Below are 18,746 nucleotides of genomic sequence, written 5' to 3'. Positions count from 1 at the left end.
CCGATATCGAGGTTTAGGGCCGAAAAATCAAGGGTTCAATGCTGTCGATGGCCAAATGCGCCGTCTCACCGCGAAAGCCGCGACATCAACTGCGCGGTATAATCGACCATCGGCACGATGCGCGAATAGTTGAGCCGCGTCGGGCCGATGACGCCGACGGCGCCGACGATCCGGTCCTCGCTGTCGCGATAGGGCGCGACGATCAGCGACGAACCCGACAATGAAAACAACTTGTTCTCCGAGCCGATGAAGATCCTGACCCCCGGGCCGCTTTCGGCGAGATCGAGCAGCTCGATCAGGCTGTCCTTCTTTTCCAGGTCGTCGAAGAGCATGCGCAGGCGGTCGATATCCTCGGTCCCGTCGAGACCCTCGAGCAGATTGGCGCGGCCGCGAACGATCAGTCGCGCCGGCTTTTCGTCGCCTTCGCTACCCGACCAGATCGCGAGCCCGCGCTCGACCAGATCCTGGGACAGGGCATCGAGTTCGCCGCGCACGGTCTGTTTGACCGTTTCGAGCTGCGAGCGCACCTCCCCGATCGTCTGGCCGGCGAGATGGGCGTTGAGGAAATTCGCCGCCTCCGTCAGCTGCGAACTCGTGACGCCGGCCGGCAGTTCGATGATGCGGTTTTCGACCTGGTCGTGCTCGCCGACGAGCACCGCCAGCGCCTTGGCGGGCGCGAGCCGGATGAACTCGACATGCTTGAGCACCGGATCGTTCTTGGCGGTGATGACGAGGCCGGCGCCGCGCGACATGCCCGACAGCATCTGGCTGGCTTCCGTCAAAAGCGTATCGACGGGCTGGGCATGGTCGGTGCGCCGAACATGCCGGTCGATCGAGGCGCGATCCTCAGGCGACAGATTGCCGACCTGCATGAAGGCATCGACGAAGAAGCGCAGGCCCGTCTGCGTCGGCAGGCGCCCGGCACTCACATGCGGCGAATAGATGAGCCCCAGATCTTCCAGATCGCTCATCACGTTGCGCACGGACGCCGGCGACAGCGACATCGGCAGCAGACGTGACAGGTTGCGGGAGCCGAGGGGCTCGCCGTTGTTCAAATAGGTTTCGACGATGCGACGGAAGATTTCACCGGAACGCTCGTCCAGCGCCGCCGCGATATCGCTCACTCCGGGATTGCGCAGTACCATGTCGCTCCAAGTTCGCAGGCCAATCCTGCCGCCGGAAATATAGTAATGCCGACGCCCGATGGCAAAAGGGAAAAATCGCCCCGATCGCCCGCTATCCACCGGTTCCCTTTACCTCTGCCATGCTCTAGAAGGCTCAGCAGATACGATCAGGAGTTAGATGATGCGGCCATCCGGCAGAAAAATCGACCAAATGCGCAAGGTTTCGTTCGAGCGCAATTTCTCCAAGCACGCGGAAGGCTCCTGTCTGGTGCGGTTCGGCGACACGCACGTCTTGTGCACCGCCAGCCTTGAGGAAAAGGTTCCGGCCTGGCTTCGCAACGGCGGCAAGGGCTGGGTGACGGCCGAGTACGGCATGCTGCCGCGCGCCACCGGCGAGCGCATGCGCCGCGAAGCCTCGAGCGGCAAGCAGAGCGGCCGCACGCAGGAGATCCAGCGCCTGATCGGCCGGTCGCTGCGCGCCGTCGTCGACCTGCCGGCGCTGGGCGAACGCCAGATCTCGATCGACTGCGACGTCATCCAGGCCGATGGCGGCACGCGCACGGCCTCGATCACCGGCGCCTGGGTGGCCCTGCACGACTGCCTGAAGTGGATGGAAGCCCGCAACATGGTGAAGGTCGAGAAGGTCCTGAAGGATCATGTCGCCGCCATCTCTTGCGGCATCTTCGCCAACCAGTCGATCATCGACCTCGATTATCTCGAGGATTCGGCTGCCGAGACCGACGCGAATTTCGTCATGACCGGAACGGGTGGCATCGTCGAGATCCAGGGTACGGCCGAGGGCAAGCCGTTCTCGGAAGAAGAATTCGCAGGCCTGCTCGGCCTTGCAAAGACCGGCATTGCCGAACTGGTCGCCCTGCAGAAGCAGGCGATTGCTGGCTGAGACAAAGGACGCAAACGATGGCTCCGGCGCTGGAAGGCATTCTCGAGACTGCGCTCTACGCGCCGGATCTCGATGGCGCCGAGGCCTTCTACGGCGGCGTGCTCGGGCTCAAGAAGATCACGCGTGCCGGCAACCGGCATGTCTTCTTCCGCTGCGGCCAAAGCGTTCTCCTGATTTTCAATCCGGCGGAGACGGTCGAGCCGCCTCAGCCGGGCGCCGCCCTGCCGGTGCCGCCGCACGGGACCGCCGGCCAGGGCCACATGTGCTTCCGCGTCGCCCGCGAGGCGCTCGACGCCTGGAAGGCGAAGCTTGAAACGGCAGGCGTTGCGATCGAGGCCGATCTGGTCTGGCCAAGCGGCGCGCGCTCCTTCTATTTCCGCGATCCGGCCGGCAACAGCCTCGAATGCGCGGAACCGGGCCTCTGGTCCATCGAATGAACCGCGGCCCGAGCGCCGCATCTTTTAAGAGACGACACATCATGCGCACACTGGATGACAAGACGCTCATCGTCGCCAGCCACAATGCCGGCAAGATCCGCGAGATCCGCGACCTGATCGGCCCGCTCGGCTTCGAGGCCAAGTCGGCGGCCGACCTCAACTTCGTCGAGCCGGATGAAACCGGAACGACGTTCGAAGAGAATGCCACGATCAAGGCGCTTGCCTCGGCCAGGGCGTCGGGCCTGCCGGCCTTGTCGGACGATTCCGGCCTTGCGATCGACGCGCTCGACGGCGCGCCCGGCGTCTACACCGCCAATTGGGCCGAACGAGAGGACGGCAGCCGCGACTTCGCCATGGCGATGCAGAAGGTCGAAGACGCGCTTCAGGACAAGGGTGCAAGCGCGCATGACAGGCGCACCGCCCGCTTCGTCTCGGTGCTGTGCCTTGCCTGGCCGGACGGCCATGTCGAACTGTTCCGCGGCGAAGTCGAGGGCCATGTCGTGTGGCCGCCGCGCGGTGAGCAGGGTTTTGGCTACGATCCGGTCTTCCAGCCGCTCGGCTACGACACCACATTCGGCGAAATGAGTGCGGACGAGAAGCACGGCTGGAAGCCGGGCGACGCAGAAGCGCTGTCGCACCGCGCCCGCGCCTTCAAGATCTTCGCCGAAACCTGCCTCGGCGCATGAGAGACGCAACGATGCACACGGCCACGCTATCTGCGATCGGTGACGGCATGGATCCCGGCTTCGGGATCTATGTGCACTGGCCGTTCTGCGCGGCCAAATGCCCCTATTGCGACTTCAACAGCCATGTGCGCCACCAGCCGGTCGACCAGCCGCGCTTCGTCGCCGCCTTCCTCAAGGAAATGGCCGAGGCGCGCCAGCTTTCCGGTCCACGCACCGTTACCAGCATCTTCATGGGCGGCGGCACGCCGTCGCTGATGGATCCGGCAACGGTCGACGCCATCCTCTCGGGCATCGCCCGCGAATGGCACGTGCCCGATGGCATCGAGATTACCATGGAGGCCAACCCGTCGAGCGTCGAGGCGACGCGCTTCCACGGCTATCGCGCCGCGGGCGTCAACCGCGTCTCGCTCGGCGTCCAGGCGCTGAACGACCGGGACCTGAAATTCCTCGGACGGCTGCACAATGTCGAGGACGCGCTGAAGGCGATCCGGCTCGCGCGCGAGATCTTCCCCCGCATGTCCTTCGACCTGATCTATGCCCGCCCGAAACAGACCGTCGAGGAATGGGAGCGCGAGCTCAAGGAGGCCGTCTCCTACGCCGTCGACCACCTGTCGCTCTACCAGCTGACGATCGAGGAGGGCACGCCCTTCTTCGGCCTGCACAAGGCCGGCAAGCTGATCGTTCCGGATGGAGAGCAGTCGGCGGTCCTTTACGAGGCGACGCAGGACATCACCGCCTCGATCGGCATGCCGGCCTACGAGGTGTCCAACCACGCCCGCCCGGGGGCCGAAAGCCGGCACAACCTTACCTATTGGCGCTATGGCGACTACGCCGGCATCGGCCCCGGCGCCCATGGCCGCCTGAACGTTGGCGGCGCCAAGGTGGCGACGGCGACGGAGCGCAAGCCGGAAGAATGGCTGCGCCTCGTCGAAACCTACGGCCACGGCATGGTCGAGCGCGAAGTGCTCGATCTCGAGGCGCAATCGGACGAATTGCTGCTGATGGGGCTTCGGCTGAAAGAAGGCGTCGACCTCGCCCGCTGGCAGACGCTGTCCGGTCGCGACCCCGATCCGGAGCGCGAACAGTTCCTGATCGACCACGGCTTCATCGAACGGCTCGGCAATTCGCGGCTGCGCTGCACGCCCTCCGGCATGCTGATCCTCGACGCCGTCGTCGCCGACCTCGCCTGCTGACGCAACAGCCGGCGCAAGCCCGGGCTCAACGCCCGGACGAACCAGCCGTCAATCGTGGGTCTCGCCGGAAAGTGGCGTCGCGCGCATCGACGGACGCTGCTCGAATGCGTCGAACCATGCGCTCAGCTTGGCCCGGTCCCGGAACGACGGCAGGTTGCGGAAAGCCATCCAGGACAGGGTGGTGACAAGCGCGATGTGGCCGATATCGAGCGGCACGTCGGCGTCGAGCGTCTGCTCCAGCCAGTCATAGGTCTGCTCGACCTTTTCGGTGTAGCCGTCGGCGAGCGCGCGATAGCGCAGGCCTTCGGGGCGGCGATCGGTTTCCCAGCGAAGCCCGATGCCCGCCTGCGCCAGGCCTTGCGCAACCGCCTGCAATCTCAAGGCGCGCCAACGTGCCTCGCCTTCTTCCGGGATCAGCCTGCGGCCCTCATGCAGCGTATCGAAATAGGCGCAAATGACGTCGGAATCGAAGATTGCTTCACCATCGGACCGCAGCAGGACCGGCACCTTGCCCAGCGGGTTTTCGGCATGGACCTGTTCGTTGCGCAGCGTCGGGCTGGTCTCGTGATGGATGACCTGCAACCGCCCGGCGATGCCGACCTCATGGGCGAAGACGAGTGCCTTGCGGGCGAAAGGGGAATGGGTCTGGTAATAGAGGATCATGGTGCCTCGCGAGCGTTGTGAATTCGTCGATCCCGCGAAGATGTATTGCATCGAACAAGAGAAAGGCGCTCTGTTTCAGAGCGCCTTTCGCAAGTTTGTTTCGTCGTTCACGATTTGAACGGATCGCCTTTTTCCACGTTGAGAGCGATGCCCCTGGCGACGAGCCGGGCCACCTGCACCTGGTCGACCTCGCCCAGCGCCTTCACCTTGATGAAGGCCATGTCGCCCTTGCCGCCGCCCTTGGCCATGCGCGGATCGAGATCGAGCATGTCGGCGCCACGCCAGAAACCGAGCGTCACATGATCCTTGGCTGCCTTGATGAGGCAGACCGGACCGCCGGCCTCGTAGATCGCATGGCCCCATTTTACGCTGTCCTTCGTGCCACCAGCGGCGAGAATGGCGCCGTGCAAGGCCTTGGCGACATCGGCGGGCGTGCCGGTGAGGCCGGAGATGTAGTCGTTGACCGTCTTGCTCATCTTGTTGCCCTCAAGCCTCGTTCTTGAACGGGATCAGCGCACGCACGCGACGATCGCGCAGCCACAGGCCGGCCCAGGCGATGACGCCGAGATAGAAGCCGAACAGAATATGGGTGAAGAGCGGGCTGTCGGCGCGCAGATGGGTCGCCATGGCGCCACCGAGATAGCCGGTCAGCAGGATGGCGCCGAGCACCGACGTTCTCGGGATCGCGTAGAGCAAGGCGCATAGAAGCGTGAGCACGCCGAGAAGACGGGCAAGGCCCACATCGGCGGGATAGCCGAGCACCGACAGCGTCTCGGTCACCACATCCAGCGGCACGAGCTTGATGGCGCCATCGAAAGCCAGGAAGGCAACGACAAGACCGCTCAGCACGCGGCCGAGGATCACCATCTTTCCGGTCGAGGCCGGCATCACAAGCGCAGTGTTCATTCGGGGAGATCTCCTCGTTTCCCGTTGTCGCAATTCGTTTTCAGTCTGTCTTCTTCGCCGGCCCGACAATCCCCCAGCGGATGCCGAAGGGATCGCGCAGCTGGCCATAGAGATCACCCCAGAAGGCGACGGCAAGCGGCATCGTCACTTCGGCGCCGGCGGCCACCGCCCGATCCCACCAGAATTGCGCGTCGTCAACCACCAGATGCAGCACGACGCCCTGCGGTTCCGCATAGGGCATTCCGTGTTCCGGGAACGGGTCGTTGAGCATCAAGGCGCCGTTGTTGATCGTCAGGTGGCAATGGATCAGCCGCTTGCCGTCATCGGCGAGCTTGCGTCCGACATCGGTGGCGGCGAAGGCCCGCGTGTAGAAATCGGCGCTCGCAGCCGCATCCTCGACGCAGAGATAGGCGATCGGGCCCGGCATCGGCGGTTGCGCCTCCGCCTGCCAGTCGATCGTGGAGGCCGGATTGAGATCGACGGCCGCCTTGAAGCTGCCATCCATGTAGAACGGTACGGACTCGTGCTGGTGCGCGATCTTCCAGCCGGCGGGCAGACGCTTCAGACCGAGGGTCTGGCGGAACCAGACCGAGATCTTGCCGGCATCGACCTTCTCGCCGGAGAGTTCGGTCAGCATCGAGACGAAAGCGACGTCGCCGCCGGCCGATATGTCCAGATCCTCGAGGCGGTAGCCGAGCGGTCCGCGCCAGCTGGAGAACCACTGTTCGAGCCCGGCTTCACCTGCATCGGAACTCTTCAGCGGCGGCGCGAGCGAAAAGACCACGCAATCGGGCGCGCCATGCGCGACAACGCGTTTCGCATCCTTCTGTCGCAGGGCATCGGCCCAATCTTCGATCACCGCACGGATTTCGGCGACGGCAGCACTCTTGTTGTCGATCACGGTCATGGAGGGTCTCCTTTCCCTATGCTGGTCGGCGCGAGGGAACGGCCTCGCGCGGTGGATTTTCAAACTTGCCTGGGTGCCGTTTCGATCTGGGCAGCGCATTGGCCCCAGCCCTCGTGAAAGCCCATGGTTTCGTGGACCTCCCGATCTTCGATGGACCACTGGCGGACACGCGCCGTGTAGCGGGTCTTCGTGCCGACATCCTCGAAGGTGACTGTCACGACCATGAACCGCGTGTCCGACGGCGCGCCGGTGCCGGTGAAGGCATCGGTGAAGACCAGTCTCTCGTTCGGCACCACTTCAAGAAAGACGCCGAGGCTGGGATGGTCCGCGCCCTCGGGCGAGCGCATGACGACGCGGACGGCGCCACCGGCGCGAACATCGCGCCTTGCCTCAGGCATCGTACTGGGAGACGGTGTGAACCACGTCTTCAGCAGTTCGCCGTCGGTCCAGCAGCGATAGACGAGTTCACGCGGCGCATCGATCAGGCGGGTGATGAGCAGTTCCCGATCGTCGGCGGCCTTGATGTCGGTGACATCGGTCATTCTGCTTCTCCGTCAGCGTGTTCATTGCAAGGACGAAGCAACAAGCGCGGTTCCGACAGCCGCCGACAGATTTTTATCGTTTTTCTTCAGCCAGGTCTTTTTCGCACTCATCCTTGCACAGGTGATCGAGCTGCATGCGGATGTGGGACGCCTCGGCGGCGTTGGTGGCAAGGGCGATCGCCCGGTCGAAGGCGATGCGCGCCTCGCGGACCTGGCCCGCCTGCTTCAGCAACGCGCCCTTCAACCCGTGGAAGTAAAAATAGCCGGCGAGCTTTTCGGCGAGCGGTTCGATCAGAGCCAGCGCCGCCTCCGGCCCATCCCGCTTCGATACGGCGACGGCGCGGTTGAGCGTGATCACCGGTGACGGTTGCAGTCTCTCCAACGCCTGGTAGAGCAGGTCGATCTCCTCCCAGTTGGTTTCCTGCGGGCGCGTGGCGCGCGCATGCAGCGCGGCGATTGCCGCCTGGATCTGGTAGGGGCCCGGCTGGCGATGGCGCACCGCCTTGTCGATCATCGCCAGTGCCTCGACGATCAGCGGCTTCTTCCAGAGGCTGCGATCCTGGTCGTCGAGCAGGATGATGCCGCCATCGGCATCGAAGCGCGCGCGCGATCGCGAATGCTGCAGCAAGAGCAACGCCGTCAGCCCCATCATCTCGGGCTCGGAGGGAAACAGCCGCAGCAGCAGACGCGCAAGCCTTATCGCCTCCTCGCAGAGATCGGCCGACACGCTCTCCGGCCCGTTCATCGCCGAATAGCCCTCGTTGAAGACGAGGTAGATCATGGTCGCGACAGCAGCCAGCCGCTCCGCCCGATCGGCCGCGTCAGGCGTTTCGAATTCGATGCCGGCGGCAGCGACACGGGCCTTGGCCCGGGTGATGCGCTGCTCCATCGCCGCTTCGCCGACGAGGAAGGCGCGGGCGATCTGCTTGACCGAGAGGCCGGAGACGATGCGCAGCGCCAGCGCGATCTGCTGGGTTGCCGGAAGAACAGGATTGCTGCAGACAAACAACAGCTTGAGGATGTCGTCGCGATAATGCGAGCCATCCAGCCGATCGGCGAGATCGCTTTCCTGGTCTTCCAGATCGGACAGCAATTCCTCCGGCGGCAGCACGGTTTCGCGCGACTGCCGGCGCACCTTGTCGATACCGCTGTTGCGGCCGACGAAGATCAACCAGGCGGCGGGGTCACGCGGCGGACCACTCTTCGGCCACGCCTTCAATGCCCGGATACAGGCCTCCTGGAATGCTTCCTCTGCCGTATCCAGATTGCGGAAATAGCGCAGAAGCGCGCCCATTGCCTGCGGCCGAGCGGAAACAAGTGCGAGGTCGATCCAGGTCGTGTCTGTCATGAAGTAAGCTCACTTGGCTTGTAGATGGCAAGGGGACGAATTTCATAGGAGCCGGTGGCCGGATTGGCCGCACTAAGTTCGCGGGCAAAGTCGAGGGCCTCGTCGAGCGACGCGCAATCGACGACGTAGAAACCGAGAAGTTGTTCCTTCGTTTCGGCGAACGGACCATCGATGACGACAGTTTCGCTCGGGCTGTGGCGCAGCGTCGTTGCCGCCGTGGTCGGCAGCAGGCGCGCCACCGGCCCGAGCCGGCCGGCATCGCCGTATTTGCGCTGCACGGCTGCCAGGTCGCGCATGACCTTGTCGTCCTCTTCCTTCGACCAATTGGCGGTCACGTCTTCCTGGTTGTAGCAAAACACGGCGTAAAGCATTGGAACTCTCCTGCTCCTGTCACAAGGACGATCTGGGTTAGAGATAGTCGACAGCATCGACAAAAAAAATAGCCGCAACCGCGGGTTCAAACAGGAAGATCGCGGCGTGTGCCTGCGCACCGCCGCGATCTTCAAAAAAACGCCGATTTCAGATCTTCCCGCTGCCGGCGGGATCGGGCGCGATCGCGACCTTGCGCCGGAAGAGCCGGCCATCGATGGCGGCAAGGCCGGCGGCGATCAGCGCCATGCCGAGGAGGTGCTTCGTCTCCAGGCTTTCTCCCAGAAACAGGGCGCCGAGCAGGATCGCGCTCACCGGGATCAGGAACGTCACCAGCATCAGGTTGGTAACGCCTGCCGTCTCAAGGATGCGGAAGAACAGCACATAGGCAAGCGCGGTCGAGATCAGGGCGATGCCGACAATCGCGGCCCAGACCTCGATGCCCGGAGCGACCAGGGTCCATGGTCGATCGACGAGAAGCGCTACGGGCACCAGCATGATGCTCGATGCGCTGACCTGCCCGGTCGCCGTCACGATGGGCGCAACCCCCATCCACTTGAAACGGCGGGCAAAGACGCCGGCAAAGGCATAGGAAAGGGCAGCCCCCAGCACCGCGAATTGCGCCAGCACGTTCGAGCCGAGGCCGCCGAGCGCTGCCGGTCCGATCATCACCGCCACGCCGAGAAAGCCGACCAACACGCCGGTGAGCTTGTTAGCGGTCAGTTTTTCGTCGTCCGTCAGCAAATGGGCGACGACGACGCCGAAAAGCGGCGTGGTGGCATTGAGGATCGAAGCAAGGCCGCTGGCGATGTGGGTCTGGCCCCAGACGATCAGCGAAAACGGGATCAGGTTGTTTAGCAGGCCCATGCCGAAGAAGGCAAGCCAGATGCGCGGGTCGCGCGGCATGGAGCGTCCGGTGACGCGCAGGAAGGCGAGCAGTGCCGCGGCCGCAAGCAGCACCCGCAACGCGACGATGGTGAAAGGCGGCAGCGCCTTGACCGCGACACCGACGAAGAAGAACGAGCCGCCCCACAGAAGCGACAACGTGATCAACATGCCCCATTCCCGGGCGCCCATGACCTTGGCCTGAACCGGCTGCACCATCGTCGAACCCTCACATCTATTTGCTGAACTCAACCGTCTGGATTTGACATCCTTGACAACACCTCAATATTCTCCGGATATTAGCGAAACGACAAACGATCATTTTTCGGCACATGATTGAGTTTTACTAAACCATGTCGACACAGCTACCCTCCCTCGCCTCGCTTCGCGCTTTCGAAGCGACAGCCCGCCATCTCAGCGTGACCAACGCCGCGCGCGAACTCAACGTCACGCCCGGCGCCGTCAGCCTGCAGGTCAGGGAACTCGAGCAGACGCTTGGCGTGACGCTCTTCGAGCGGCGACCGCGGCAACTGGTCTTGACGGAGGATGGCGCCAGCTATTTCGCAACGTTGCGGCGGGCCTTCCGCCTGATGCGGGAGGCAACCGAGGAACTGTTGGCACGCAAACGTGCGCCGATGCTGACCGTAAGCTGCACGCCGACCTTCGCCGCCCAATGGCTGGTGCCTCGCATCGGATTGTTCGAGCAGGTCATGCCCGGCGTCGACGTCCGCATCAGCACCTCGAACCGGCTCACGGATTTTCGCAGCGACGGCGTCGACGTCGCCATCAGGCACGGGCTCGGTCGTTACGAAGGCCTTGCCAGCGAGCGCCTGATCGACGACGACCCGGTGCCGGTCATCCATCCCGCGCTCAGACGGAAACAGCCCCTCGACACCCCGGGCGACCTCGCCCATCATTCGCTGCTCCATGACGTGCACCGCCAGGACTGGCGGCTCTGGCTCGATGCCGCCGGAGCCGAGGGCGTAGACGCGGCGCGTGGACCGGTCTTCCTCAACAGCAACGGCGCCATTGATGCGGCCAAGGCGGGCGACGGCGTCGCCCTGGTGCGCCTGTCGCTGGTTGCGCGAGAAGTTGCGGACGGCGTGCTCGTCGCCCCCTTCCCGGAGGGTGTCATGACCGGCCTTGCCTATCACCTGGTCTACCCGCCGGCGGCACTCGATCGTCCGTCGGTTGTCGCCTTCCGCGCCTGGATCCTGGAACAAGCACGCGCGCGATCTCTCGACGATCCGGCAAGCCCATCGTTGAAGGTGATGTCTTAGAGCTGCGTCTTGGAGCGGCTTGGATTGGGACGAAACCGCAGAAGCGCCAGGGCTCCTTGTCTTGCGCATTTCCTGGCGGACAGGCGGCCGCATATCTTCCAGCGGCGCTCTCAACGCAAAAAGGCCCGGAAAACCGGGCCTTTAGAACAGATATAGCAGCGACTATTCGTTGATCAGACGCTTCAGAAGCTCGATCTCGTGGCTGAGCTTGGTATCGCCGGAGATCAGTTCCTCGATCTTGCGCACCGCATGCAGAACCGTCGTGTGGTCGCGACCACCGAAGCGGCGGCCGATTTCCGGGAAGGAGCGCGGCGTCAGCGTCTTCGACAGGTACATGGCGATCTGGCGCGGCTTGACGATGACGCGGGTGCGGCGGTTCGAAACCAGTTCCTGGCGCGAAACGTTGTAATGCTTGGCAACGACGCGCTGAATGTCTTCGATACGGACACGGCGCGGCTCGCCGGCATTGACGAGGTGTCCGAGCAGTTCGTCGACCCGTTCGATCGACAGCTGCGGCTCGAACGACCGACGGAAGAGCAACTGGTTGAACGCGCCTTCGAGTTCACGGCCGCTCGCCGTCACGTTGCGTGCGACGTGGCTCAGAATATCGCCGGGGATATCGAGCGAGGTATCGTCCTGGCGCGCGGTGTCGAGACGGCGCGTCAGCATTTCCAGGCGCATGTCGTAATCCGGGCCGTCCATTTCGATGGCGACACCGCCCTGAAGGCGCGAGCGAACGCGGCTGTCGAGCGATTCCAGTTCCCACGGAGCGCGGTCGGCGGCAACGACGACCTGCTTGGCCGAGTCGAGCAGCATGTTCAAGAGGTGGCAGAATTCGTGCTGGATCGACTTGCCCTGCAGGAACTGCATGTCGTCGATAACGAGGAGGTCGATGTTGCGCAGCGATTCCTTCAGCGACAGCGCGTCGTTGTCGCGGATCGCGGTGGCAAAGCGCCACATGAAGTATTCGGCCGTCAGATAGACGACGCGCGGAGCCCTGGCGCTCTGCAGCGCCTGGATGGCGATCGCCTGCAGAAGGTGGGTCTTGCCGAGGCCGACGCTCGAATGAATGAACAGCGGGTTGAAACGCACGGCGCCGGCGCCGGCTTCCGCGATGGTGCGGGCGGCGGCAAGCGCGACACGGTTGGAAGAGCCCTCGACGAAGCTGTCGAAGGTGTAGCGCTGATCGAGCGGCGAGCCGAAAAGCGGCGCCTGGGTCGGACGCTGGACGCTGGCAACAGCAGCCGTTGCGACCGAAGCGACGGACTGGGCCGTTGCAGGGCGCCGAGCCGGCGTTGCCGGAGCCGTTTCAGTTGCCTGCGGCAGCGTTTCTTCCTGCGATGCCGGACGGGCGCCACGGGTGGCGGTGCGCACCAGGATCTCCACCTTCAGGATTTCGCCGTCTTCCTGCTGGAAGATCTGGGTGATGAGATCGAGATAACGGTTGTTGATCCAGGACTTCAGGAATGTCGTGGGCACCGAGAGACGCACGACGCTCTTGGATGCGGAATGGAGCTTCAGGCGCCCAAACCAGCTGGCGAAGACATCGGGACCGACCTGGGCTCTCAAACGCGCACTCACCCGCTCGAAAAGTGCGTCGTGCCTCATGTCGTGCTTGTCCCCCGCCGCCTGAGATAGATTGCTCCCGGCCTGAAACGCGCCGCCGTCCTTTTGAAACGCGCCCGCCGCCGTCGCCACATTCATCCGCATTTTGCCGCCTTCCGATTATGTTCAGACGCCGTCATCTCTGCCGGCCCCATCTCGTATGTCCGGTTGCCACGGCTTCCTCATGGAGGTCATCCCGCTTCACCGAACGTCACAGTCGCAATCCCGCCGGGCTCCTCATCTCCCGACCGGCTGCGCGCTACGCGCATCCGCCAAACCTCAACGGCCGGCAGATGTCCCCTCGCGCCTCAATGTCAACAAATCCCCCGGTCCGCTCTGGACCGTGCCGGATCCTCCTCCTCGTCGACAACTGTCTCGCACCCTCGTACGAAGCGGACAGTCGCGCGTTGGATTTCGTCTCTTGTCAGGCACCGCTTGCACCCGACTTCGACAAGCGTCACCACCGGCAACCAGAAGTCGAAAGGTCCCCGTCCGGAATGGTCAACCCATCCGGTTTTTCGTCCTCGACATGTCTGATTGAACGACGTGGAGCCGCCCTGATACAGGGAACAGAAAGCCCGAAACCATCTCGTTGAAATGGCCTCTGCACTTCCTTTTACAGATATGGTCCGTGTCCCCTGTGGAGGGCATTTAGGCAGGATCGATGGGCAAGATCAATCGCGATTTTTACGCAACCTTAAGCGCTGCCCGTTGACTCTCCCGCTGCCATTTGCTTGCCGCAATCCGAGTCCGGGAAGAATCCCTGTTGAATCAAGGGTTTTGTTTTTCGGCTCTTTGATTAGCTGGCGAAAAAGAAAAAAAATAAAAATTCGCTTGACTCATCATAGGCCCGGAAGGCCCCCAGCCGGAGACATCCTTTTGGCAAGGACCTCGTGTAAGCCACTGAAATAACAAGAGAAACTCTGTCATCGCATTGACACGAGAAACCCCGTGCAGGTTAGCCATCGCTGTGACAGATGTATGAATCGGAAAAGCCCGGCGCAAGGGCCGGGCTCTCAATTAACAGATTTTTATTAGCCGGATTAGGCCGAAAGCGCCTTCACGCGCTGTGCAAGGCGCGAAACCTTACGCGAAGCGGTGTTGGAATGCAGCACGCCCTTGGTGGCAGCGCGCATCAGCTCGGGCTGAGCGGCCTTCAGAGCGGCGGCCGCGACGGCCTGGTCGCCGGTTGCGATCGCTTCTTCGACCTTGCGGACGAAGTTGCGGACGCGCGAACGACGGGCTTTGTTCACTGCAGTGCGGCGTGCGATCTTGCGGGTCGCCTTTTTCGCCGAAGTTGTATTGGCCATTGATGCCTCTCTTCGAAAACTGACATGAACTCCGCCCTCGCCGTGCCGGGTCACTGCGACCTGTCATCAAAGCAATTCGGGAGCATTATCGGAAAGCCCAGATTTGGCGTTCCAAACTGAGGGCGGCATATAACGAGAAACAGCCGCCTCGTCAACGCGCAATTTGGAGAAAACTGCGCGTCGACCCCTGATCTACCTGTGTTTGAACTCCGCCTTGCGCTTGGCGGCGAAGGCGGCCATGCCTTCTTTCTGGTCTTCCGTCGCAAACAGAGAATGGAAAAGCCGGCGCTCGAACCTGAGACCTTCGGCCAATGTGAGCTCCAGCGAGCGATTGACGGCCTCCTTGGCCATCATCACCGCCGGCAGCGAGAAGGATGCGATCTTGTCGGCGGCGGCGAGCGCCTCCTCGATCAATTTCTCCGGCGCGACCACACGCGATACGAGTCCTGCGCGTTCGGCCTCAGCCGCGTCCATCATCCGTCCGGTCAGGACCAGATCCATCGCCTTGGCCTTGCCGACCGCCCGGGTGAGGCGTTGCGAGCCGCCCATGCCGGGGATGACGCCGAGCGTGATTTCCGGTTGGCCGAATTTTGCCGTCTCGGAGGCGATGATGAAGTCGCACATCATGGCAAGCTCGCAGCCGCCACCGAGCGCATAGCCGGAAACGGCGGCGATGACCGGCTTGCGGGCCGCCGCCACCTGATCCCAGCCGCCGATGAAATCGCCGAGATAACTCTCGACGAAGTCCAGCGTCTGCATCTCCTTGATGTCGGCGCCAGCGGCAAAGGCCTTTTCCGAACCGGTGACGACGACGGCGCCAATCGCCTTGTCGGCATCGAACGCCTTCAGCACTGCGGCGAGTTCGCGCATGACCGTCGAGTTCAGCGCATTCAGCGCCTGCGGCCGATTGAGCGTGACCAGACCCACGCGTCCGCGCGTTTCGACCAGCAGCGTCTCGTAACTCATTCTCGTCTCCTCCGAATTCGTGTCAGCCTTCAGGCCCCGGGCGGAACCCTCATGTTCATTTCTGGCAGCGCGGGCAATGGAACGTCGAGCGCCCCGCCTGCACGATGCGGGCGACCGTACCGCCGCAACCCGGCGTGCGGCAAGCCTCCCCTTCCCGGTCGTAGACCGAAAAGGAATGCTGGAAATAGCCGAGCGATCCATCGGCCTGGATATGGTCCTTGAGCGAGGAGCCGCCGGCGGCGATCGCATCCGCAATGACCTCGCGGATGGCGACGGTCAGGCCCTGCAGCGCCGAGCCGGCCCGGCCTTGCTTGTCGACAAGCGCGCCGGCCGGCTTCAGCGGCGACAGGCCGGAGCGCCAGAGCGCCTCGCAGACATAGATGTTGCCGAGGCCGGCAATGTTCTTCTGGTCGAGAAGTGCTGCCTTCAGCGGCTGCGCCTTGCCGGCAAATCGGCCGGCAAGGTAGTCGGCATCGAGCGCGTTGCCGGTCGGCTCCTCGCCGAGCCCGCGCAGATAGGCGTGGGCCGAGACCGTCTCGCGGCGGGCGAGATCCATGAAGCCGAAGCGGCGCGGGTCGTTATAGATGACACGGGCCGGGCCGGCCGCGCCGTCGAGATGGAAGATCACATGATCGTGCTTCTCGTCCTTGCCGCGCGGATGGTGAAACTCACCCGGCGTTTGCGGCAGCGTCCCCTGCTCGATGCGAAAAGAGCCGGACATGCCCAGATGGGCGATGATGACGTCGCCGGCCTCCAGATCGATCATCAGGTACTTTGCTCGGCGCGACAGCGAGACGATGCGCTGTCCGGCGACGATCGAGGAGAAATCGACAGGGAAGGGAAAACGAAGATCCGGCCGGCGCAGTTCGGCGTTGATGAGAAGCGCGCCTTCCATGGTCGGGGCGAGGCCGCGTTTTACCGTTTCGACCTCCGGCAGTTCCGGCATGCGTCGTCTCCTTTTTCTCGCCCACCCTATGCGGGGCATTCTTAACCACCATTAGCCCGGCGGTTGGCATTTCCTTGACGGGCCACTTATCCTATAGGGGTGCGCTATGCCGCAGCCATGGCCCCGCCCCCGAGATAGCGCGGGCCGGGTGATTTCGCTATGGTGCCGGCAAAATTGGTTCAGGTGGAGTTCTTCGTATGACGGATCAGCGGGTATCGGCCAATGGCGGCATGGAAACCTCCTTCGGTTTCCGCAATGTCGGTTCGGGCGAAAAGCAGCCGCTCGTCAACGACGTCTTCCACAAGGTCGCCAAGCGCTACGACATCATGAACGACGTGATGTCGGCGGGCCTGCACCGCGCCTGGAAAGACGCGATGATCGCAGCACTCAACCCGCCGCGCCGCGAGGGTTACCGAACGCTCGACGTTGCCGGCGGCACCGGCGACATCGCCTTCCGCATCATCGAAGCTTCCGACCGCAAGGCACATTCGACGGTTCTCGACATCAACGGCTCGATGCTGGCCGTCGGTGCGGAGCGCGCGGAAAAGAAGAAGCTGTCGGCCAATCTCGATTTCGTCGAGGCCAATGCCGAGGAACTGCCGTTCGAGGCCAATTCCTTCGACGCCTATACGATCGCCTTCGGCATCCGCAACGTGCCGCGCATCGACGTGGCGCTGAAGGAAGCCTATCGCGTGCTGAAGCGGGGCGGACGCCTGCTGGTGCTCGAATTCTCCGAGGTGGAGATGCCGCTGCTCGACCGGTTCTATGACGCTTGGTCGTTCAACGCGATCCCGAAATTCGGCAAGCTGATCACCGGCGACGAAGCGCCCTACCAGTATCTGGTGGAATCGATCCGCAAGTTCCCGAACCAGCGCGATTTTGCCGCCATGATCAAGGACGCCGGTTTTGCCCGCGTTTCCTTCACCAATTACACCGGCGGCATCGCAGCGCTGCATTCCGGCTGGAAAATCTGATCTTATGAGCACAGCTGGAGCATATGTCCGCCTCGCGCGGATTGGCTGGGTTCTCGTGCGCGAGGGTGTCGTCTCGGCGGTGCCTGCCGAACACCTGCCGCCCTTTGCCCGTTTCGCCCAGAAGGCAGCCGGGATCTTCGCCCGCCGCAAGGTGCCCGGCGAAGAGCGCAGCGACCGGCTGTCGCGCGCGGTTGCCCGCCTCGGCCCGTCCTATGTGAAGATCGGCCAGTTTCTCGCAACCCGTCCCGATGTCGTCGGCGCGGAGTTCGCAGCCGACCTGTCGCTCTTGCAGGACCAGATGGCGACCTTCCCGCAAAGCGAGGCGAAAGCCGCGATCGAGGGCTCGCTCGGGCGCAAGGTCGAAGACCTCTATGCTGAATTTTCCGAACCGATGGCGGCCGCCTCGATTGCCCAGGTTCATCCGGCGATCGTGATGCGCGACGGCCAGCCGGACAAGGTCGCCGTCAAGGTGATCCGCCCCGGCGTGCGCCAGCGCTTCGCCTCCGACATCGAGGCGATGTATCTCGTCAGCCATATGCAGGAGCGTTTCCTGCCCCATACGCGGCGACTGAAGCCGGTCGAAGTGACGAAGACGCTGGAGCAGACGACCAAGATCGAAATGGATCTCCGTCTGGAGGCGGCAGCGCTTTCCGAGCTCGGCGAGAACACCAAGGACGATTCCGGTTTTCGCGTGCCGAAGGTCGACTGGGAACGCACCGGCCGCGACGTCGTGACCATGGAGTGGATAGACGGCGTCAAGATGTCCGATATCGACGGGCTGAAGGCAGCCGGCCACGACCTCGACGAGCTTGCCGACACGCTGATCCAGTCGTTCCTGCGCCACACGCTGCGTGACGGCTTCTTCCACGCCGACATGCACCAGGGCAACCTGTTCGTCGACGATGCCGGCCATATCGTCGCCGTCGACATGGGCATCGTCGGCCGCCTCGGCAAGAAGGAGCGCCGCTTCCTCGCCGAGATCCTGTTCGGCTTCATCACCCGCGACTATCAGCGCGTCGCCGACGTGCATTTCGAGGCGGGCTACGTGCCCTCGCATCACGATGCCGCCAGCTTCGCCCAGGCGATCCGCGCCATTGGCGAACCGATCCACGGCCAGCCGGCCGAGACCATCTCGATGGCGAAGCTGCTGACGCTGCTCTTCGAGGTCACCGAACTCTTCGACATGCAGACGCGGCCCGAGCTCGTCATGCTGCAGAAGACCATGGTGGTCGTCGAGGGCGTCGCGCGCACGCTCAATCCGCGTTTCAACATGTGGAAGGCGTCCGAGCCCGTCGTCGGCAAATGGATCCGCGACAATCTCGGGCCGAAGCGCATCGTCACCGACCTGCGCGACGGCCTGCATGCCGCCCTCCGTCTGGCCGAGGCTGCCCCGGAAATCGCCGCGCGCACGGAAAAATTCTCGAGCGACATCATGGCCATGAGCGAAAATGGCCTGCGTTTCGATGCCGAGACGGCGCATGCCATCGGCAAGGCCGAAGCCCGGCACACGCGCTCTGGCCGGATTGCCCTCTGGCTGATCGCCGCCACGCTCATCTACATCGCCTGGCAGGTGACCTGACAGGCATCAGGTGGCCTGATCTTCATCAGGCGACCTGATCGACGACCGAAGGCGGATTGCCCAAGCGGCTTGCAATTCCATCGCCGATTGTTATCGTTCCGGCATGGACAATCGTTCGATGATCG

General features: G+C 63.5%; 20 protein-coding genes. 7 read left to right on the top strand and 13 right to left on the bottom strand.

The features are described 5' to 3' along the window. Positions 1-65 precede the first annotated feature (65 nt). Complete coding sequence (gene hrcA, locus RTP54_RS01660) at positions 66-1,145, bottom strand: heat-inducible transcriptional repressor HrcA (RefSeq protein WP_112809117.1); 1,080 nt, start codon at positions 1,143-1,145, stop codon at positions 66-68. Positions 1,146-1,305: 160 nt separating this feature from the next. Between hrcA and rph the strand changes: the two genes are divergently transcribed. Genes rph through hemW form a run of 4 tightly spaced genes read left to right on the top strand, consistent with a single transcriptional unit; the run spans position 1,306 to position 4,341 of the window. After that, the gene (gene rph / locus RTP54_RS01655) at positions 1,306-2,025 is read left to right on the top strand and encodes a ribonuclease PH (protein ID WP_112809118.1); all 720 of its coding nucleotides are present in this window, start codon (positions 1,306-1,308) and stop codon (positions 2,023-2,025) included. 17 nt (positions 2,026-2,042) lie between these two features. Continuing rightward, positions 2,043-2,462: a VOC family protein gene (locus tag RTP54_RS01650; RefSeq protein WP_312360428.1), complete on the top strand. Its 420-nt coding sequence runs from the start codon at positions 2,043-2,045 to the stop codon at positions 2,460-2,462. Between the two features lie 41 nt (positions 2,463-2,503). Next, positions 2,504-3,148: an RdgB/HAM1 family non-canonical purine NTP pyrophosphatase gene (gene rdgB / locus RTP54_RS01645; protein WP_112809120.1), complete on the top strand. Its 645-nt coding sequence runs from the start codon at positions 2,504-2,506 to the stop codon at positions 3,146-3,148. 11 nt (positions 3,149-3,159) lie between these two features. After that, complete coding sequence (gene hemW, locus RTP54_RS01640; protein ID WP_162703492.1) at positions 3,160-4,341, top strand: radical SAM family heme chaperone HemW; 1,182 nt, start codon at positions 3,160-3,162, stop codon at positions 4,339-4,341. A gap of 48 nt (positions 4,342-4,389) precedes the next feature. On the opposite strand, the gene RTP54_RS01635 is transcribed toward hemW, so the two are convergent. From RTP54_RS01635 to RTP54_RS01600, 8 genes are all read right to left on the bottom strand, one after another. Next, a complete protein-coding gene (locus tag RTP54_RS01635; protein WP_312360421.1) occupies positions 4,390-5,004 on the bottom strand; it encodes a glutathione S-transferase in 615 nt (204 codons plus the stop codon). 107 nt (positions 5,005-5,111) lie between these two features. After that, positions 5,112-5,480, bottom strand: a complete 369-nt coding sequence (locus RTP54_RS01630) for a DUF1801 domain-containing protein (RefSeq protein ID WP_312360418.1) — start codon at positions 5,478-5,480, stop codon at positions 5,112-5,114. A 10-nt stretch (positions 5,481-5,490) separates the two neighbouring features. Further along, complete coding sequence (locus tag RTP54_RS01625; RefSeq protein ID WP_312360416.1) at positions 5,491-5,910, bottom strand: DoxX family protein; 420 nt, start codon at positions 5,908-5,910, stop codon at positions 5,491-5,493. A 40-nt stretch (positions 5,911-5,950) separates the two neighbouring features. After that, positions 5,951-6,817 carry a nuclear transport factor 2 family protein gene (locus tag RTP54_RS01620; RefSeq protein WP_312360415.1) on the bottom strand — a complete coding sequence of 289 codons (867 nt, stop codon included), beginning with the start codon at positions 6,815-6,817 and terminating at the stop codon, positions 5,951-5,953. A 59-nt stretch (positions 6,818-6,876) separates the two neighbouring features. Next, positions 6,877-7,359: an SRPBCC family protein gene (locus RTP54_RS01615; protein ID WP_312360413.1), complete on the bottom strand. Its 483-nt coding sequence runs from the start codon at positions 7,357-7,359 to the stop codon at positions 6,877-6,879. 73 nt (positions 7,360-7,432) lie between these two features. Further along, positions 7,433-8,707 carry an RNA polymerase sigma factor gene (locus tag RTP54_RS01610; RefSeq protein ID WP_312360411.1) on the bottom strand — a complete coding sequence of 425 codons (1,275 nt, stop codon included), beginning with the start codon at positions 8,705-8,707 and terminating at the stop codon, positions 7,433-7,435. Further along, the gene (locus RTP54_RS01605; RefSeq protein ID WP_112809125.1) at positions 8,704-9,078 is read right to left on the bottom strand and encodes a YciI family protein; all 375 of its coding nucleotides are present in this window, start codon (positions 9,076-9,078) and stop codon (positions 8,704-8,706) included. The genes RTP54_RS01610 and RTP54_RS01605 overlap by 4 nt, the downstream gene beginning before the upstream one ends. 148 nt (positions 9,079-9,226) lie before the next feature. Continuing rightward, complete coding sequence (locus tag RTP54_RS01600; protein WP_312360406.1) at positions 9,227-10,180, bottom strand: DMT family transporter; 954 nt, start codon at positions 10,178-10,180, stop codon at positions 9,227-9,229. A 134-nt stretch (positions 10,181-10,314) separates the two neighbouring features. Here RTP54_RS01600 and gcvA point away from each other — a divergent pair, with 134 nt between their 5' ends. Continuing rightward, positions 10,315-11,241, top strand: a complete 927-nt coding sequence (gene gcvA, locus RTP54_RS01595; protein ID WP_312360404.1) for a transcriptional regulator GcvA — start codon at positions 10,315-10,317, stop codon at positions 11,239-11,241. 162 nt (positions 11,242-11,403) lie between these two features. On the opposite strand, the gene dnaA is transcribed toward gcvA, so the two are convergent. The 4 genes from dnaA to mutM form a co-directional block, all read right to left on the bottom strand. Then, positions 11,404-12,849 (bottom strand): chromosomal replication initiator protein DnaA, encoded by a 1,446-nt coding sequence (gene dnaA, locus RTP54_RS01590; protein ID WP_409517085.1) that lies wholly within the window; start codon positions 12,847-12,849, stop codon positions 11,404-11,406. Positions 12,850-13,889: 1,040 nt separating this feature from the next. Next, entirely contained in the window at positions 13,890-14,156 is a 267-nt protein-coding gene (rpsT, locus tag RTP54_RS01585; RefSeq protein ID WP_053248916.1) for a 30S ribosomal protein S20, read from the bottom strand. 192 nt (positions 14,157-14,348) lie between these two features. Beyond that, on the bottom strand, positions 14,349-15,122 hold the full coding sequence (locus tag RTP54_RS01580) for an enoyl-CoA hydratase (RefSeq protein WP_112809128.1): 774 nt from the start codon (positions 15,120-15,122) through the stop codon (positions 14,349-14,351). A 55-nt stretch (positions 15,123-15,177) separates the two neighbouring features. Continuing rightward, positions 15,178-16,068, bottom strand: coding sequence for a bifunctional DNA-formamidopyrimidine glycosylase/DNA-(apurinic or apyrimidinic site) lyase (mutM, locus tag RTP54_RS01575; protein ID WP_312360389.1), 891 nt, complete (start codon positions 16,066-16,068; stop codon positions 15,178-15,180). 197 nt (positions 16,069-16,265) lie between these two features. On the opposite strand from mutM, the gene ubiE reads away from it, so the two are divergent. Together ubiE and ubiB are read left to right on the top strand one after the other, a co-directional pair. Continuing rightward, positions 16,266-17,042: a bifunctional demethylmenaquinone methyltransferase/2-methoxy-6-polyprenyl-1,4-benzoquinol methylase UbiE gene (ubiE, locus tag RTP54_RS01570; RefSeq protein ID WP_112816492.1), complete on the top strand. Its 777-nt coding sequence runs from the start codon at positions 16,266-16,268 to the stop codon at positions 17,040-17,042. Positions 17,043-17,046: 4 nt separating this feature from the next. Beyond that, positions 17,047-18,621, top strand: a complete 1,575-nt coding sequence (gene ubiB / locus RTP54_RS01565; protein WP_312360386.1) for a 2-polyprenylphenol 6-hydroxylase — start codon at positions 17,047-17,049, stop codon at positions 18,619-18,621. The last annotated feature ends 125 nt before the right edge of the window (positions 18,622-18,746 follow it).

This window comes from Ensifer sp. (assembly GCF_031989085.1).
GTDB lineage: Bacteria > Pseudomonadota > Alphaproteobacteria > Rhizobiales > Rhizobiaceae > Ensifer.
Note: the sequence above shows the minus strand (reverse complement) of the source record. Positions and strands in the feature narration are given on the sequence as shown.

Excerpts from the sequence above, each read along its gene's own strand:
- hrcA (WP_112809117.1), bottom strand. The coding sequence starts at position 1,145 with ATGGTACTGCGCAATCCCGGAGTGAGCGATATCGCGGCGGCGCTGGAC.
- rph (WP_112809118.1), top strand. The coding sequence starts at position 1,306 with ATGCGGCCATCCGGCAGAAAAATCGACCAAATGCGCAAGGTTTCGTTC.
- RTP54_RS01650 (WP_312360428.1), top strand. The coding sequence starts at position 2,043 with ATGGCTCCGGCGCTGGAAGGCATTCTCGAGACTGCGCTCTACGCGCCG.
- rdgB (WP_112809120.1), top strand. The coding sequence starts at position 2,504 with ATGCGCACACTGGATGACAAGACGCTCATCGTCGCCAGCCACAATGCC.
- hemW (WP_162703492.1), top strand. The coding sequence starts at position 3,160 with ATGCACACGGCCACGCTATCTGCGATCGGTGACGGCATGGATCCCGGC.
- RTP54_RS01635 (WP_312360421.1), bottom strand. The coding sequence starts at position 5,004 with ATGATCCTCTATTACCAGACCCATTCCCCTTTCGCCCGCAAGGCACTC.
- RTP54_RS01630 (WP_312360418.1), bottom strand. The coding sequence starts at position 5,480 with ATGAGCAAGACGGTCAACGACTACATCTCCGGCCTCACCGGCACGCCC.
- RTP54_RS01625 (WP_312360416.1), bottom strand. The coding sequence starts at position 5,910 with ATGAACACTGCGCTTGTGATGCCGGCCTCGACCGGAAAGATGGTGATC.
- RTP54_RS01620 (WP_312360415.1), bottom strand. The coding sequence starts at position 6,817 with ATGACCGTGATCGACAACAAGAGTGCTGCCGTCGCCGAAATCCGTGCG.
- RTP54_RS01615 (WP_312360413.1), bottom strand. The coding sequence starts at position 7,359 with ATGACCGATGTCACCGACATCAAGGCCGCCGACGATCGGGAACTGCTC.
- RTP54_RS01610 (WP_312360411.1), bottom strand. The coding sequence starts at position 8,707 with ATGACAGACACGACCTGGATCGACCTCGCACTTGTTTCCGCTCGGCCG.
- RTP54_RS01605 (WP_112809125.1), bottom strand. The coding sequence starts at position 9,078 with ATGCTTTACGCCGTGTTTTGCTACAACCAGGAAGACGTGACCGCCAAT.
- RTP54_RS01600 (WP_312360406.1), bottom strand. The coding sequence starts at position 10,180 with ATGGTGCAGCCGGTTCAGGCCAAGGTCATGGGCGCCCGGGAATGGGGC.
- gcvA (WP_312360404.1), top strand. The coding sequence starts at position 10,315 with ATGTCGACACAGCTACCCTCCCTCGCCTCGCTTCGCGCTTTCGAAGCG.
- dnaA (WP_409517085.1), bottom strand. The coding sequence starts at position 12,849 with ATGAGGCACGACGCACTTTTCGAGCGGGTGAGTGCGCGTTTGAGAGCC.
- rpsT (WP_053248916.1), bottom strand. The coding sequence starts at position 14,156 with ATGGCCAATACAACTTCGGCGAAAAAGGCGACCCGCAAGATCGCACGC.
- RTP54_RS01580 (WP_112809128.1), bottom strand. The coding sequence starts at position 15,122 with ATGAGTTACGAGACGCTGCTGGTCGAAACGCGCGGACGCGTGGGTCTG.
- mutM (WP_312360389.1), bottom strand. The coding sequence starts at position 16,068 with ATGCCGGAACTGCCGGAGGTCGAAACGGTAAAACGCGGCCTCGCCCCG.
- ubiE (WP_112816492.1), top strand. The coding sequence starts at position 16,266 with ATGACGGATCAGCGGGTATCGGCCAATGGCGGCATGGAAACCTCCTTC.
- ubiB (WP_312360386.1), top strand. The coding sequence starts at position 17,047 with ATGAGCACAGCTGGAGCATATGTCCGCCTCGCGCGGATTGGCTGGGTT.